Genomic DNA, 15,989 nt, shown 5'->3' with positions numbered 1-15,989 from the left:
TTCGGAATATGCAATGGAATTTAGCTTACGTGAATGGCTGATCTTGATTGGGGTCGTCATTATTGTCGTTATTCTCATAGATGGATTTCGTCGATATAAAAAAGGGCAAGAGTTTACTCAAGCCGATGAGCGCTTTACGGAAGAGGACGAATCCGATGAGGGACTCGTTCGACAAGGGCCTCCTGTTGGTTACAGTAAAGTGGCCATGAGTGACCGAGCAAGTTCGCCACAAGACCCGATTACCAACGCGTTCGAAAATGCTCGAAAGACAGTGAAGCTTCCTCTTACGGATGTTCCGCATAAGGTAGACTCTGGCCCGGAATTGCATCGTGGCGAAGAAATGTACCTTGATGAATTGGCCACGTTAGTGCCGGAACGTGATTTCGGTGATTCGGCCGTGTCGGAGCAAAACTATTCTGATGATGGCTTTTATGAGCAGGATGAGTTGGATCTGGACTTCGTGGCCGATTCTGCCAATCAATATGCTGAACATGCAGAAGAAGATTACGAGCGTAACTATTCCGAAGTCGATATTGGTCAAGTTACACCGAATGGTGTGATAGAAGACATCGATAAAGACGATCAGGACGAAGGTGACATTGCTGAAATTGAAGAAGTGATTGTGATCAATATTTTCGCTCCAGAGAATGAAAGCTTTTCTGGAATGGAGCTGCTTCAATTGATTTTGAATTGTGGTATGCGATACGGCGAAATGGATATTTTCCACCGACATGAAGACGGTTTTGATCGCGGTCGAGTGCAGTTTAGTATGGCGAATGCCATTGAACCGGGCACCTTTGATTTGGATACGATGGGTGAAAGTGATTGCCCAGGTGTGAGCTTCTTTATGGGGTTACCAGGCCCCAAAAACAGCATGAAAGCGTTCGATTTTATGCTTGAGACAGCTCAGACCTTGGTTCGTAATTTGGGGGGAGAATTACGCGATGAAGGCCGCACCCCAATGAGCGACCAAACGATAGCCCATTGCCGTCAACGAATACGCGACTTTGAGCGTCGTCGGTTGATGCGTAACAAACAATAAGATGAATCAAGGCCCCAAGGGGCCTTAATTGTTTTGGATAGAATATTTCACGTTTTAGAGTTTACCTATGAGCCAAGCAACAAACATGACGCATCAGCAAATGCTGGATTTAATTCAGCAACTTAATGACTACAGCTATGCCTATCATGTGAAAGACGATCCCCTTGTTCCTGATGCTGTGTACGATCGTGATTATCGTCAACTTCAAGATATAGAAGCAGAACACCCTGAGTGGATTCAAGAAGATTCACCCACTCAACGAGTCGGTGAAAAACCGGACAGTGGTTTTGCCAACGTGCCTCATACGGTTCCCATGTTGTCACTGGACAATGCTTTTGATAACGAGTCCTTGTCTGATTTTGATCAGCGTATTCGAAAACTGATTCATGCTGAGCAGGTTACGTATTGTTGTGAGCCTAAGCTGGATGGCTTAGCGATCAGTCTTCGATACGAAAATGGTCGTTTAATTCGCGGTGTTACCCGCGGCGATGGATTGTCGGGTGAGGACATTACCTCGAATATCAAAACGATTTATTCCGTACCGTTAAAGCTTCGAACTGAAACACCACCTGCCGTATTAGAAGTGCGCGGTGAAATTTATATGCCAAAGGAAGGGTTTGAAAAACTGAACGCATTGGCGGCTGAGCAAGGTGAAAAAACCTTTGTTAATCCTAGAAATGCGGCCGCAGGCAGCTTACGTCAGCTTGATCCAAAAATAACGGCCAAACGTCCCCTTGTTATGTGTGCGTATTCTATTGGTTATGTCGAAGAATGGGAGCAGCCAGAGAGTCATTACGAAGGTCTGCTGCAATTGAGTGAGTGGGGGTTTCGAACCAATGACCTAATGGCAAAAGCCGAAGGGGCGCAAGGCTGTATTGATTATTACGAAATGCTAAATGAAAAGCGTGCCGATTTGTCTTATGACATCGATGGCATCGTGTACAAAGTGGATCGTATCGCGTTGCAGAATCAATTGGGCTTTATTGCGCGTGCGCCGCGTTGGGCCATCGCAAGAAAATTTCCTGCGCAGGAAGAAATGACACGGATAACGGGCGTAGACTTTCAGGTTGGTCGTACTGGCGCCATAACACCTGTAGCACGCTTAGAGCCTGTGTTTGTCGGCGGGGTGACAGTGTCGAATGCGACTTTGCACAACAAAGATGAAATTGACCGTTTAGGTGTGAAAATAAACGACTATGTGATTGTTCATCGTGCGGGGGACGTGATTCCTAAAGTGGTGCAAGTTGTGCTAGATAAACGCCCCGAAGACGCAACCGACGTGGTGTTTCCTGAGGCGTGCCCTGTTTGTGGGTCTGATTTAGAACAAGTCGAAGGCGAGGCCATTATTCGTTGTACGGGCGGCTTGGTCTGCGGTGCGCAGCTGAAGGAATCTCTAAAGCATTTTGTTTCTCGAAAGGCCATGGACATTGATGGTCTTGGCGATAAATTGATAGAACAATTAGTGGATAATGAATTGGTGAAAACCCCAGTTGATATCTTCACCTTGCATGAGAAGAAAGACGCTTTGCTTGCCATGGAGCGGATGGGACAAAAATCTGTCGAGAAGCTGCTAGCGTCTATTGAAACGGCTAAAAGCACACAATTTAATCGATTTATTTATGCGTTGGGTATTCGTGAAGTGGGAGAGGCAACGGCGCGCGCACTAACCAGCTACTTTACAGAGTTGGACGCTCTTATGGCGGCAGACCAAGAGGCTTTGGTCGAAGTGGAAGATGTGGGGCCGGTTGTGGCGCAGCATGTGCGGCTGTTTTTTGAGCAAGAACTGAATAGGGACACCATTCTTGGCTTATTAAACGCCGGTGTTCTCTGGGAGACAAAACAGTCCGTGTCTGCGGATGACTTGCCTCTTTCTGGCAAAACCTATGTGGTAACCGGTTCGTTAAGTCAGTTCAGCCGTGATCAGGTCAAAGACAAGCTTCAAGCGCTAGGTGCAAAAGTGAGCGGTTCGGTTTCGGCCAAAACCGATTGTTTGGTGGCGGGTGAAAAGGCTGGTTCGAAACTCGCAAAAGCACAATCACTCAATGTGCCTGTCATAGATGAGACTGGAGTAATCGATTTACTTACTCAGTATGGAGCAATTTAAGTGGACACGTTGATTCCTTACGACTCTCTGGCTGCTGAGACATTAGAAGCGATTTTAGATGACATTGTGTCTCGGGATGGTACGGATTATGGCGACTATGATTTGTCTGTCGCGCAGAAGCGGGAACAAGCGTTGCGATTTTTGCGAAAAGGCGAAGCGGTACTGTTATTCGATACTGAGAGTGAAACCATCAAAATGGTACTAAAAGAAGCGCTTAGCCATTACGACCTTTTGTAAGGTGTAATGGCTAGGAGTGATTACTTCGCGCAATCACGTAAACAGTGATTGATGTTGTGATCCATGATAAGCGCCGGTTCTTCTTCGGTGTTTCGTCCTACTACTTTTGCCGGAACGCCAGCCACCGTGGTGTGGTGTTCAACGGCTTCGAGCACCACGCTACCAGCACCAATTTTTGCGCCGACTCCCACTTCAATATTTCCTAGAATTTTGGCGCCTGCCCCAATAAGAACACCTGAGCGTATCTTAGGATGACGATCGCCATGCTCTTTCCCAGTACCACCCAGTGTGACGGACTGTAAGATTGATACATTGTCTTCAATGACACAGGTTTCGCCGACAACAAGCCCTGTTGCATGGTCTAACATGACGCCACAACCAATCGTGGCGGCTGGGTGAATGTCGACACTGAACACCATCGACATTTGACCTTGTAAGTAGAGGGCTAGGCTCTTGCGATTGTTCTTCCATAGCCAATTTGCAACGCGATACGTTTGCAGTGCATGAAAACCTTTAAAGAAGAGCAGTGGCGTGGTGAAGGTGTCACATGCCGCGTCACGCTCTTTTATCGCTAAAATATCTTGCTCGATTTGTCTGACAATGCCAGAGTGGGTGTCTGCCATGGCTTCTTCAAACACCTCGCGTAATACCATTGCAGGGATCGAGATGCTGTCGAGTTTGCTGGCAAGTAAAAAACTTAATGCCGAACACAATGATTCATGACGTAAAATAGTAGTATTGAAGTAACTGGCTAAAATAGGTTCGTCTTGTGCAAGCTTTTCCGCTTCTGCTTGCAAAGACTGCCAGAGATTGTCAGAAGTCACGGCATGATGCATTGTAGTACTCAAGGGGTATTCACCTATATTGATTCATGTTTAGAATGTAGGTTATAGGGTTAGGGTTAAACAATACAAGGGGTAATAGTAATATTGCCTAAGAAAGATGGAGATAACATGTCTAAGAAGAACGTTGCTGATGCGTTGCATATTTTTTATGAATTGAATGAAGCGTTTTCCGATGCGTATTGGGAAACGAATGATATTAATCAAAAAGACCGTTTTTTTGCAATGAAGGGCATTTTACAAGACGAGCTTGATGAGCTACACAAACTCAGCCTTCAGGATCATGTGTATCCTTATGAGCCTATCAATCCCAGTTTATTGCAATTGAGTGATCAGTTACGCGGTTTGCTTCCAGAGTTGAATCATTATGTTTTCCGGCCTCAAACGTCTAACCGTTTTGTTGAATTGATTCCAAGTGCTTGCGCTTTGTTTGAATCATAAAGCACGGTAAGAAAACTGCATTGAAACGATTTACGCGGCTTCAATGCAGTAAGCTGGCCTTTATTGACTGCGCTTTAGGTCTCGAATCACAAAGCGACTTGGGTGCAATTTGTGGCTTACGGTCTGTTCTAAAGGGGAAGGTGTACCCAGAATCAAACTGGCAATATATTGGCCACTTAATGGCGTGGATATTAACCCTCTTGAGCCATGACCGATATTTAAATAGAGCTGTTGAATGGGTTCTGCTGTTTCGTTCGACTTCCATTTCGCATTTTTTTGCAATGCGGCGTAAGCCTCCTGATACACTCTTTCTGTCTGAACGGGTCCTACAATTGGCGTATAGTCAGGAACCGCACAACGGAATGACACGCGTCCACCGCAATCTTCAGTCTTAAACGTGTCTTTTGGCAATATCAGCAAGCTTTCCAAAATAGCTAGGTTACGTTTATGCCCCTCTTCCCTTACTTGGTCATCTTGATCTTTTAGATCGTAAGTAGAACCAAAATGCAGTAATCCATTTATCGATGGCGATACATAACCAAACTCACACAATACTTTTTGGAAGTGCAGCTTGTCGGTTGGTTCTCCAATGCGTTGACAGGCCTTTTTCGCATTATCCATCGTGATATACGACACTTGACCACGAATGGGGTAGTCGGGTGTGTGGGGCGTTATATTGAGTGCTTTGGTGTCGTTGGCCGTGCAGAGTACAACGTGTGAAAAATGCACTTCCTCGCCTTTTGATACGGCGTTCCAGCCAACCGTTTTTCCATTGTCTTTAACCGGTGTAAGCGCTTCTAAAGGGTTATTGAGGTTTACGGTAATGTTGTTATGAGACAGCAACTTTTCACAAAGTGACGTTAATACAACCCAACCAGATAAAGGTAAAAATAGGCTTCCTTTTCTGTCTTTTGATGCTTGTAGAATGCTGTCTGGATAAAGTTTGTCTCGTAATAACTTTTCAAAACGTCCGGCTTCTTTATCGTTTTTGGGTATTTGTATTAGCCCACATTGATCCCAGAATTCGTTGTTTTTATCGAGCCTTGAGTACAGGTCTGCAGCACGCAAGTAGGCTGATAGGTAAAAGCGGTTAACCGGCGTATCTTGTGATGCCAGCTTTGGGTACAGCATTCCTTGAGGGTTGCCCGATGCGCCACAGGCAATATGACTGCCTTTTTCCCAGACTGTCACTTTAATACCCTGATTGGCCAGTGCGAAGGCGGTATTGGCACCTGCTAGTCCTGCACCCACTACAAGGACATTACTGACATTTGAGTGGGTGTTTTGTCGAAGGTTAAACCAAGATTGCCCTTGTGACATGCGCTCAGTCAGTGGGGCGACATTCTGATTTAATTCGCCAACGGACATTTCTCTTTTTTGACCGAACCCTTTTACTTTTCTAACATCAAAACCGACGTTTTTCAGCCCTCTGCGGACAATACCGGCGGCGGTAAACGTCGAGAATGTTGTGCCTTGGTGGCTCAGTCGATGAATGTGTTTGAAAAGATTGTCTGACCACATTTCTGGGTTTTTACTAGGAGCAAAACCGTCAAGAAACCAAGCATCGACATCGGCATCTAACGCTTCAAATCCGTCTTCTGCTTCACCAAACCACAACAATAGCTGAATGCGTCCTTGTTCTAGCTCTATGCGATGAAAGCCATGACACACAACGGGGTAGGCGTCGATGAGTTGTTGACTAAAATGCTGTAACGACGGCCACATTTTTAAGGCCGCAGCGAGCGTTTGCTTGCTTAAAGGGTATTTTTCAACAGAAATAAAGTGCAGCTGTTTGTCGGACGGAGCTTCGTTAAGAAACGCTTGCCATGTGCAAAGGAAATTCAGCCCAGTGCCAAAGCCTGTTTCGGCAATCACAAACGCCCTGTTGGGCATGGAAACCCAACGGTCAAACAGTTGGTTGTTCTTTAAAAATACATGGCGCGTTTCTTCTAGCCCAGACTCTTTGTCGAAGTAAACATCATCGAATTGGTTTGAATGAGGTGCGCCGTCTTTTCCCCAACTCAGTCCGGGTGTTTCTAATTGATAGCTAGTTAACACGTGAAACGCTCTTGATCGTAACCGGCGTGGTTGGCACATTTTGGTAGGGACCTACGTTTGACGTTGTTACTGCGGCAATAGCGTCAACCACATCCATACCAGAAATGACATGACCAAACACTGTGTAGCCTGCGCCACCACTAGCACCGTGATTTAAGAATACATTGTCTACTTGGTTAATGAAAAATTGAGAGGTCGCACTGTTTGGATCCTGTGTGCGCGCCATGGCCAGTGTGCCTCGGTTATTGGCTAACCCATTCTCGCCTTCATATGCGACGGCTTTATGTGTGCTTTTGCGCTCTAGGTCTTTAGTGAAGCCGCCACCTTGTACCATGAAACCTCGAATGACACGGTGAAAAATGGTGTTGTCGTAGAAACCTTCGTCCGCATATCGTAGGAAATTGGCGACTGTTTTTGGCGCGGCAGAGTCGTTTAAATCGACGCGAATGGTGCCTTGATTGGTTACAATGTCTACTTCTGTTGCATTTACCTGTGAACAAAAGGCAAGTAGGGCTAGACTGGTAATGAAAGACTTAATCATATTGGGCTTCCTAATGGTGTGTAATGTTGAATAATATTGTTTGTTACACGACGTTCCAAGACGTCTTATGAATTAATCGGAGAGAAAGCAAATGCGAACTGCTGCCGTAGAAATCGAATATTGTACCCTATGTCGTTGGATGTTGCGTGCCGCTTGGCTGGCTCAAGAGCTATTAACGACGTTTGATGACGATATAAAAAGCGTTACCTTGCTGCCGACTCAGGGCGGTATTTTTAAAATAAGGGTAAATGGCCAGGAGGTCTGGTGCCGCAAAGAAGAAGATGGATTTCCAGAGGCGAAAGTATTAAAGCAAAGAATGAGGGACGTGATTGATCCACAGAGAGATCTTGGTCATTCGGATGTTAAAAAATAACGTCTTCCAATCTCCCCCTTGGTTGGGGGAGAAGGTAGAGAGTGTTTCTAGGCGTTCGGGAAAACTTGCTTAAAGGGTTTAACCGTTACGTTTTCATATACGCCGGCGTCCACATAAGGGTCTGCATCTGCCCAGGCTTTTGCGTCCTCAAGGCTGGCAAACTCAGCGACTACGACACTGCCAGTAAAGCCTGCGTCACCTGGGTTGTCCGTGTCAATTGCTGGGTTTGGACCTGCCAAAACCAATCGGCCTTCATGTTGAAGGGCTTCTAAGCGAGCCAAATGCCCTGGGCGAGCTTGTTGACGAGCGTTTAAACTGTTTGCTACATCTTGACCAACGATAGAGTACAGCATTGTTATTCCTTATTTTGTAAATGCGATGACAGGTAAATACCCTGAAGGATGATGAAAATTACGGTCATGCCTAGCAAGCCAAATAGCTTGAAATCGACCCATATTTCTTCACTGAAGGTGAATGCAACGTAGAGGTTGGTGACCCCTGAAACAATAAAAAAGCCAACCCATGCAAGGTTTAATGTGCGCCACACTTTGAAGGGCAATTCGAGTTTGTCCCCCATCATGCGCTGAATGATATTTTTCTCACCAATGAACTGGCTGCCAAAGAAGACGATGGCAAACAGTCCATTTACTATGGTGGGTTTCCATTTAATAAAATCGCCATTGCCCATCAGAACAGTGGCTCCGCCAAGTAAAATAACCAACGCTAAAGACGCGAGATGCATTTTTTCAACGGTTCTGTTTTTAAACCATGTGTAGCCGACTTGAATAATGGTCGCAGGGATCAAAATGGCCGTGGCGAGTACAATATCCCCTGTCATTTTATAAACAACAAAGAAGATAATGATAGGAAGGAAGTCAAATAGTATTTTCATATAAAAACCCAGTGTATGTATACTAGAATGTATGTATGCTGGTAAAGGGAAGGTGTGAACAAGTCCTCTTGCCCCGACATGTAAATAAAAGCCTGTCATTCGTACTTTCTCTTTATGATAACCATCATTCCTTTTAAAGAACAGTCTATCTATGCCTGAAACTGCGAGTTACAGAAAAGTCGATTTACACACCCATTCTACTCGCTCAGACGGCCATTTTTCACCCGCTGATCTTGTGGATTTAGCGGTGGAGCAAGGTGTTACGTTATTTTCACTAACAGATCATGACACGCTGGATGGTATTGCTGAAGCGAGTTCAAGAGCGGCCGAGCAAGGGCTGAGTTTTGTGAATGGTGTGGAACTATCGACACAATGGAATGGGATTCCATTGCACATGGTGGCATTGAATTTTTCGCAAGATAACGAAGCGCTTCAGGCTATTGTCCGTGGTAATCAGGCGATCAGATTAGACCGTGCAAGGCGCATTGCTGACTTATTGGTGAAACAAGGGCTTCCTGATTTATTTGATGACGCTGTCACGTTGGCAGGCGAAAGTCAGTTAGGCCGTCCACATTTTGCCAGTTTACTGGTAGAGAAGGGCTTTGTTAAAGACGCTAATAAGGCGTTTGACCGGTATTTAGGTAATAAAAGATTGGGGCAATTGCGTGATGTATGGCCCGAACTTGAGTCAGTGCTAACTTCTTTGGCAGACCAGAATATGGAGTTGGTGCTAGCGCACCCTAAACGCTACCCATTAACCGTCACAAAGCTGAAACGCTTATTAGGCGATTTTAAAAAATGGGGTGGAACCGGACTGGAAGTGGTTTCGGGTAATGAGCGCCCTGATAGCGTTCGACTGTTAGAAAGATTGTCACAAGAATTTGGATTAAAAGCGTCTGTTGGCAGTGATTATCACGGGCCGTTTGGTCCTTGGATGCAGGTCGGCAAGTTTACTCAGATTCACGAAAGTGAAGTGGATTTGGTTTGGCAGTCTTGGGCATAACTCGTTGATGGTGATTGGGTTATTCTTTTTTATATTTTTGTGGAGAGCAGATTGAGTCAATTTTTTCAGATACACCCAGAAAACCCACAAGCACGTTTGGTAAAACAAGCGGCTGAAGTCATTCGTAATGGTGGCGTTATTGCGTATCCGACGGATTGTGGTTACTCCCTTGGTTGTCACCTAGGAGATAAGAATGCGCTGGATCGCATTAGAGCAATCCGCCGTTTGGATGATAAGCACAACTTTACCTTGGTGTGCCGAGATTTGTCAGAGATCTCGACTTATGCTCGTTTTGACAACCACTTATATCGATTGCTGAAAAATAATACGCCTGGGCCTTATACGTTTATTTTTAGTGCGACCTCAGAAGTGCCAAGGCGATTACTCCACCCTAAACGAAAAACCATCGGTATTCGTATCCCTAACAATCACATTGTCTCTGCTTTGTTGGAAGAGTTAGGTGAACCAATCATGAGTGTTTCTCTCATTTTACCAGGAGAAACAGACCCGATGACGGACCCATATGACATTCGCGATACATTAGAACATGCTCTAGATTTGGTCATTGATGGTGGTTTTTGTGGGATGCAGCCGACGACAGTCGTGAAAATGGATGCCGACAGTATCGAAGTGGTACGTGTTGGGGCGGGTGATCCATCACCGTTTGCGTAAAATGTTGTATATTCAGCTGTCCAGGTTCACGCCGTGTGGCTTATAATGCATAGAAGTGTTAATTAAAATTTTTCAAAACTGGGTTGCTGAGAAGCATTCCCTCTAAGAGGTTCGTAATGGACGAGAAGTTACAAAAAGTATTAGCGAGAGCAGGTCAAGGGTCACGCCGTGAGATGGAAAATCGCATCCGCGAAGGCCGAGTGTTGGTCAATGGCGAAGTGGCGACATTGGGCGATCGCGTTAGCGTGAAAGATACCATTACAATAGATGGTTATTCTATTGTGGCGACTGAAGCGGGTGAAAACCGCCGCGTTATTATTTACAACAAACCTGAAGGCGAAGTCTGTACTCGTAAGGACCCAGAGGGTCGACCTACTGTGTTTGATAAACTACCAAAATTACGCGGAGAGCGTTGGATTGCGGTAGGGCGTTTGGATATTAATACATCGGGTCTGCTGCTTTTCACAACGGATGGTGAATTGGCGAATCGATTGATGCATCCTTCAACAGAAATTGACCGCGAGTACCTTGTTCGTGTCATGGGTGAGGTTACCGAAGAAAACCTTGCGACGTTGAAAAAAGGGGTCATTCTAGACGATGGTGTTGCGAAGTTTACCGACATTGTTGACGGTGGTGGTGAAGGTATCAACCGCTGGTTTTATGTTTGCCTAATGGAAGGTCGTAACCGTGAGGTTCGACGTCTTTGGGAGTCTCAAGGGGTGAAAGTTAACCGCTTGAAACGAGTTCGTTTTGGTCCTGTTTTCTTGCCTTCTAAAGCGAAGGTAGGTCGTTGGGTTGAAATGGAAGAAACGGACGTGAATTCGTTGTGTGCTATGGTGGATTTGAAACTGTCAGAATTGACACCGAAAACACAACAAGAAAAATTGGAATTAAAACGTCATAAAAATAAGGCGACAGCGGGTGGTGCTCGTCGCGCTCCGCCTAAAGGGTTTGATTGGCAGAGCAATGATAAGCCTGAGTTCAAACCGAAAAAGCCAGGAAAAAGATCGTTCCGTTAAGATAAAAATCGCTTGGGAGTCTTAGAAGCATGGTTCGCTGGATAATTGGATTAGTTGTTGCTTTGGTTATTGGATTCTGTATTTATGTCAGTATCAGTAATACGTTGCCAGAAGGTTTGGGCCTAACGGATGGACTATTAAAGCCTTGTCCATCTTCACCAAACTGTGTTTCAACCCAAGCGTTAGAGGATGATGTCCTTCATTATGCTGAACCGATTGTTTATACCGACAGTCGGAAAAGCACCCAATTAAAACTTGAGTCCTACATGCTGAAAAATGGGCGTGCTCGTATCATAAGTAGTTCACTAGGGTACGTGCATTTTGAGGTAAAAAGCCCGATAGTTGGTTACGTAGATGATGTCGAGTTTTACCTTCCTGATGCAGACAGCGTAGTGCATATTCGTTCGGCTTCCCGTGTTGGATATTCTGATCTCGGTGTTAACCGCGAGAGAGTTAGACAAATTCAAGATCTTTTAGTAGATTGATTTCGGACGTGTTGATTTATAAGTCATTAAATCTAAAACGATAATAACAGGACGAGGATTGCCCATGAGTATTGATGACAACAAAACCATTTTAATTGTTGAAGACGATGAACGATTAGCGTTGCTTACTCAGGAATATTTGCAAAAAAATGGTTTCAATGTTGGCATTGAACCAGATGGACGCAAAGCCATTTCACGTATTGTTGCAGAGCAGCCTGCATTGGTTATTTTGGATCTCATGTTGCCGGGAGCAGATGGCTTTACGGTTTGTCGAAGCGTCCGAAACGACTACAAAGGGCCTATTTTAATGCTGACGGCGAGAAGTGATGATGTCGATCAGATTTTAGGATTGGAAATTGGTGCTGATGATTATGTCTCAAAACCAGCCAAGCCCAGAGTTCTGTTAGCACGCGTTCAATCTTTGTTGCGTCGCAGTACCCAAGATGTTGACACCAGTGCAGCTCTTGCAAAAGAAGAGCAAGATCTTACTTTTGGTCCTCTAACCATCGACAATTCCCGCCGCGAAGCGTGGCTTCTTGAAGAAGAAGTGGAACTTACGAGCGCTGAATTTGATCTACTGTGGTTGTTGGCAAGCAATGCGGGACGTATTCTTAGTCGAGAGGAAATTTTCGGCGAGTTGCGAGGTATTGAATACGATAGGCAAGATCGTTCTGTTGATGTTCGTATTTCTCGTATTCGTTCAAAAATTGGCGATGACCCAATTCATCCGCGTCGTATCAAAACGATTCGCAGTAAAGGCTACTTGTTCGTAAAAGAAGTGTAATAGCATGCGAGCTGAAATGTGGCGGTTGTATCGACACCTTATTTTAGGAGGTGTCGTTATTGTTGCGTGTTGTTATATCGTCATGGAATTTACCCAAATTCGCTTTGGCGCATCAAGAGTCGAACAATTGTTGTGTATCGACGCTGAAATTAGTTCCTCATTGTTGCTTTTAGGTGTCCGTCAGGACATTGCAGAATCCCAGTTTCAATGGAGTGTGAAATCCAGCACTCCACTTCCTGTCTCGACCATCTCATCTTTGATATTAGATAAAAAATGGCTAAAAATTCCTGAAAACAGCTATCAGATCGCGCTTGGTGATTCTGATGCGCCTGTTCTGGTTGGTCGTGTTGATCAAGTAAGCTCTTTGTTTAAGCTTGAGTCTTTGTTGAGTCAATTTTTATTGACCGATCAACTAAGTTATAACGATAAAATGGCCTTGCTGGAAAGCTTTCCCTGTCTTTTGATGGAAGAGGTTTCTGCTTCTGCCACAGCGCCTTTAACTGGCGTTGCTTCTGTTAATGGTGTTTACAGTCAGTATGGTTTTATTTGGAAAGACAAAGAAGCCAATAAGCCTGTTTTATTATCCGTCGCATACGACAATAATGTTTCCCTTACCTTGATTGTGGTCACTGTGGTGGGTGTTGGTATTGCTGTGATGTTGATGCTGATTTGGCGAGAGCTTATTTCATTGGACTTTAAACGCAAAACCTTTGAAAGCATTACTCGTCAAATTGCCCGTGGTCGCAGTGGGCTTCCAAAAGGCATTCCTGACGACAGTAGTGGTACATTGAAAGAGTTGGCTTATTCATTTGATTCTATGTCGTCTCATATTCAGCGTTTATTAAAAGTTCAGCGAGAGATGATTAACGCTATCTCTCATGAATTACGCACTCCGATCGCACGACTGAGGTTTGGCCTTGAGGTGATGAAGGACGAAGTTGACGACAGTGTAGGGAAAACCATTGAGGCATTAGAAGGCGATGTGGAAGAACTAAACACCTTGGTTGATGAAGTGCTAACTTACGGGAAACTGGAGGGCGGTTCGTTAGAACTTAACTTCAAAGAGTTGTCTATTTCTCAATTAGTGGAGGGCATTCTTCAGCATAACCATCTATTGCTGCAGCACTTACAAGTCGAAGTGAAAATATCAGATGATGATCTTGTTTTGGCGGATGAGCATCATTTAAGCCGAGCTTTGCAAAACCTTATTCTTAATGCCGCTAAATACGCATCCAGTACTATTGTGATCACGTTTTCGTGTGACGCTGAACGTTGGCAATTAGACATTGAAGACGATGGTCCAGGAATTGCCTTTGAAGATCGCGACAAGGTGTTTATACCCTTTCAGCGATTGGATAATAGTCGAACTCGGGCTTCAGGTGGCTATGGACTAGGATTAGCGATTGTTCAGCGTATTGCGTTTTGGCATGGCGGAGCGGTTTTGATTGATGCAAGCGAATCCGGTGGCGCGAAGTTCAGTTTAATATGGTCTCGCAACCAGCATCAGAACACGGTGTCTTGATGCTGTAAAAAGGTGGCGTGTGTCTATAGGTCTGGCGCCAAAATACCTTTGAGGTTTTTGAAGCACGTTTTTGATGCGGTAGAGATCAAATCTTCCATGTAGGCGTTTTCGCGTTGGTCTTTGCGTATCGCGATGTACAGCTTACACCAAAGTCCCTCTTCTCCCAGTGATTTAGTAATGATGTATTGTCTGTTGATGTATTCAGTAAGCGCCCAATTTGGCAAACAGCATATTCCTCGGCCACTGGCGACCAATTGCATCATCATCAGGGTTAATTCACTGTGACGTATTTTTGCGGGCGAAATGTTCGCTGGGTTCAAGAAGTGCTTGAATATGTCTAAGCGCTCGGTTTCAACAGGATAGGTGATCAGCGTTTCTTTCTCGAAATCTTCGGGGCTCAAAAATTCCTTTTTGGCCAGTTCATGGTGACGAGAAACAGCAACCTGGGATTCGTATTGAAATAAGGGGATGTACTCTATGTTTGGAATGTCTTGTGGGTCGGACGTGACCACCAAGTCTAAATCTCCACGCGCTAGAGCTGGCAACGGCATAAAGCCAAAGGCTGTCGATAAATCGAGTTCTACATCCGGCCAATGTTCACGGAAGTGATCAATCGTTGGCATAAGCCATTCGTAACAACTGTGGCATTCAATCGCGATGTGGAGTCGGCCGCTTTCTCCTTCTGCAAATCGTTGAATGTCTCGTTGTGCTGAGCGAAAAGACAGTAATACATCGTCTGCTAGTTGCAGTAAGCGTAAACCCGCGCTCGTGAAGCGAACAGGCTTGGTTTTACGAATAAATAGGGGGCAACCGAGTTTTTCTTCTAAATCTTTCAGCTGATGAGATAGGGCCGACTGAGTTAAATGGACACGTTCTGCGGCCTCGACTAAGCTGCCAGTTTCTCGTAGAGCAGCGAGGGTTTTTAAATGCCTAACTTCAATGATACTCATAATGATTCGCTGTAAGTGAGTTTTTTTCAGACTATAAGGTATAAAAAAAGCCCGCAGAATGGAATTCATGCGAGCCTTGGTATTGTCTTAGCGACACAATAAAAATTCAAGTAGCGCTTTTTGTGCGTGTAGACGATTTTCTGCTTCATCCCAAACAACACTTTCAGGATGATCAATCACATCCGCGCTCACTTCTTCTCCGCGATGAGCTGGCAGGCAATGCATAAATAATGCATCTGGGTTGGCTTTTGCCATCAGTGCACTGTTGACCTGGAAGCCATCAAAGTCTTTCAAGCGTTGTTCTTGTTCGTCTTCTTGACCCATTGAGGCAAATACATCAGTGACGATTAAGTCTGCGTTGGTGGCCGCATCGTGAGCACTATGAAGTACAGTGACTCGGTCGCTGTGTTCTGCAACAAGCTCAGCGTTAGGTTCATAGCCGACTGGGCAAGCCACAACCAGTTGAAAGTCCAACAAGGCGGCGGCGTTGATGTATGAATTACACATGTTATTGCCATCGCCAACCCAGACCACTTTTTTGCCTTCGATTGAGCCACGATGTTCTTGGTAGGTTTGCATGTCTGCCAACAGCTGGCATGGGTGATAATCATCTGTTAGCGCATTTATAACCGGCACAGAGGAGTATTTGGCAAAGGTCTCAACGGTTTTATGATCGAATGTTCTGATCATGACGGCATCTACCATGCTCGATATAACACGAGCACTGTCTTCTACGGGTTCACCGCGCCCAAGTTGGGTGTCGCGAGACGAAAGAAATAGGGCGTGACCGCCAAATTGAGCCATGCCAGCTTCAAAAGAGACGCGTGTTCGGGTGGATGATTTTTCAAATATCATCGCCAAAACTCGATTTTTCAGCGGTTGAAATAGGGTGCCTTCATGATGAATTTTCTTAAGCTCAGAGGCTCGAAATAGTAATTGTTTTAACTCGTCAGAAGAAAGATCCTTCAGAGTAAGAAAATGTCTAGGCGACACGCTATAGCTCCTTAATTGTGTGCTGAAAAGG

18 protein-coding genes are annotated in these 15,989 nt (G+C 45.0%); 11 read left to right on the top strand and 7 right to left on the bottom strand.

Annotated features, from left to right (window positions below; all coding sequences use genetic code 11):
- Positions 1–13: 13 nt before the first annotated feature.
- From zipA to AABA11_RS12215, 3 genes are all read left to right on the top strand, one after another.
- A complete protein-coding gene (gene zipA, locus AABA11_RS12225; protein ID WP_265728146.1) occupies positions 14–1,042 on the top strand; it encodes a cell division protein ZipA in 1,029 nt (342 codons plus the stop codon).
- Positions 1,043–1,109: 67 nt separating this feature from the next.
- Entirely contained in the window at positions 1,110–3,146 is a 2,037-nt protein-coding gene (ligA, locus tag AABA11_RS12220; RefSeq protein WP_338268301.1) for an NAD-dependent DNA ligase LigA, read from the top strand.
- Positions 3,147–3,383, top strand: a complete 237-nt coding sequence (locus AABA11_RS12215; protein ID WP_265728148.1) for a YheU family protein — start codon at positions 3,147–3,149, stop codon at positions 3,381–3,383.
- 20 nt (positions 3,384–3,403) lie between these two features.
- Here AABA11_RS12215 and cysE read toward each other — a convergent pair whose 3' ends face one another.
- Positions 3,404–4,219, bottom strand: coding sequence for a serine O-acetyltransferase (gene cysE, locus AABA11_RS12210; RefSeq protein ID WP_265728172.1), 816 nt, complete (start codon positions 4,217–4,219; stop codon positions 3,404–3,406).
- 117 nt (positions 4,220–4,336) lie between these two features.
- Here cysE and AABA11_RS12205 point away from each other — a divergent pair, with 117 nt between their 5' ends.
- Positions 4,337–4,666, top strand: coding sequence for a hypothetical protein (locus AABA11_RS12205; protein ID WP_338268297.1), 330 nt, complete (start codon positions 4,337–4,339; stop codon positions 4,664–4,666).
- Positions 4,667–4,726: 60 nt separating this feature from the next.
- Here AABA11_RS12205 and mnmC read toward each other — a convergent pair whose 3' ends face one another.
- Together mnmC and AABA11_RS12195 are read right to left on the bottom strand one after the other, a co-directional pair.
- The gene (gene mnmC, locus AABA11_RS12200) at positions 4,727–6,724 is read right to left on the bottom strand and encodes a bifunctional tRNA (5-methylaminomethyl-2-thiouridine)(34)-methyltransferase MnmC2/FAD-dependent 5-carboxymethylaminomethyl-2-thiouridine(34) oxidoreductase MnmC1 (protein ID WP_338268296.1); all 1,998 of its coding nucleotides are present in this window, start codon (positions 6,722–6,724) and stop codon (positions 4,727–4,729) included.
- Positions 6,714–7,265 (bottom strand): peptidylprolyl isomerase, encoded by a 552-nt coding sequence (locus AABA11_RS12195; RefSeq protein WP_338268295.1) that lies wholly within the window; start codon positions 7,263–7,265, stop codon positions 6,714–6,716. The genes mnmC and AABA11_RS12195 overlap by 11 nt, the downstream gene beginning before the upstream one ends.
- 91 nt (positions 7,266–7,356) lie before the next feature.
- Here AABA11_RS12195 and AABA11_RS12190 point away from each other — a divergent pair, with 91 nt between their 5' ends.
- Positions 7,357–7,638, top strand: coding sequence for an Rdx family protein (locus tag AABA11_RS12190; protein ID WP_338268293.1), 282 nt, complete (start codon positions 7,357–7,359; stop codon positions 7,636–7,638).
- A gap of 47 nt (positions 7,639–7,685) precedes the next feature.
- Here the strand turns inward: AABA11_RS12190 and AABA11_RS12185 are convergent, their stop codons facing one another.
- Positions 7,686–7,991 (bottom strand): YciI family protein, encoded by a 306-nt coding sequence (locus tag AABA11_RS12185; protein ID WP_338268291.1) that lies wholly within the window; start codon positions 7,989–7,991, stop codon positions 7,686–7,688.
- A 2-nt stretch (positions 7,992–7,993) separates the two neighbouring features.
- On the bottom strand, positions 7,994–8,530 hold the full coding sequence (locus tag AABA11_RS12180) for a septation protein A (RefSeq protein WP_338268290.1): 537 nt from the start codon (positions 8,528–8,530) through the stop codon (positions 7,994–7,996).
- A 151-nt stretch (positions 8,531–8,681) separates the two neighbouring features.
- On the opposite strand from AABA11_RS12180, the gene AABA11_RS12175 reads away from it, so the two are divergent.
- From AABA11_RS12175 to AABA11_RS12150, 6 genes are all read left to right on the top strand, one after another.
- Complete coding sequence (locus AABA11_RS12175; protein ID WP_265728154.1) at positions 8,682–9,533, top strand: PHP domain-containing protein; 852 nt, start codon at positions 8,682–8,684, stop codon at positions 9,531–9,533.
- A gap of 51 nt (positions 9,534–9,584) precedes the next feature.
- Entirely contained in the window at positions 9,585–10,205 is a 621-nt protein-coding gene (locus AABA11_RS12170; protein ID WP_338268288.1) for an L-threonylcarbamoyladenylate synthase, read from the top strand.
- A gap of 116 nt (positions 10,206–10,321) precedes the next feature.
- Complete coding sequence (rluB, locus tag AABA11_RS12165; RefSeq protein WP_265728155.1) at positions 10,322–11,224, top strand: 23S rRNA pseudouridine(2605) synthase RluB; 903 nt, start codon at positions 10,322–10,324, stop codon at positions 11,222–11,224.
- 29 nt (positions 11,225–11,253) lie between these two features.
- A complete protein-coding gene (locus AABA11_RS12160) occupies positions 11,254–11,709 on the top strand; it encodes a DUF1499 domain-containing protein (RefSeq protein ID WP_338268285.1) in 456 nt (151 codons plus the stop codon).
- A 64-nt stretch (positions 11,710–11,773) separates the two neighbouring features.
- Positions 11,774–12,493, top strand: coding sequence for a winged helix-turn-helix domain-containing protein (locus AABA11_RS12155; RefSeq protein ID WP_338268284.1), 720 nt, complete (start codon positions 11,774–11,776; stop codon positions 12,491–12,493).
- A gap of 4 nt (positions 12,494–12,497) precedes the next feature.
- Positions 12,498–14,015 (top strand): ATP-binding protein, encoded by a 1,518-nt coding sequence (locus AABA11_RS12150; RefSeq protein ID WP_338268281.1) that lies wholly within the window; start codon positions 12,498–12,500, stop codon positions 14,013–14,015.
- Between the two features lie 23 nt (positions 14,016–14,038).
- Here the strand turns inward: AABA11_RS12150 and AABA11_RS12145 are convergent, their stop codons facing one another.
- Both AABA11_RS12145 and argF read right to left on the bottom strand, forming a co-directional pair.
- Positions 14,039–14,965, bottom strand: a complete 927-nt coding sequence (locus AABA11_RS12145; RefSeq protein ID WP_322783829.1) for a LysR family transcriptional regulator — start codon at positions 14,963–14,965, stop codon at positions 14,039–14,041.
- A gap of 87 nt (positions 14,966–15,052) precedes the next feature.
- Positions 15,053–15,958 (bottom strand): ornithine carbamoyltransferase, encoded by a 906-nt coding sequence (argF, locus tag AABA11_RS12140; RefSeq protein ID WP_338268277.1) that lies wholly within the window; start codon positions 15,956–15,958, stop codon positions 15,053–15,055.
- Positions 15,959–15,989 lie beyond the last annotated feature (31 nt).

Source organism: Marinomonas pontica (assembly GCF_036322735.1).
Classification (GTDB): Bacteria; Pseudomonadota; Gammaproteobacteria; order Pseudomonadales; family Marinomonadaceae; genus Marinomonas; species Marinomonas pontica.
The sequence above is the reverse complement of the archived record's forward strand: the minus strand, read 5'-3'. Positions and strand labels throughout refer to the sequence as shown.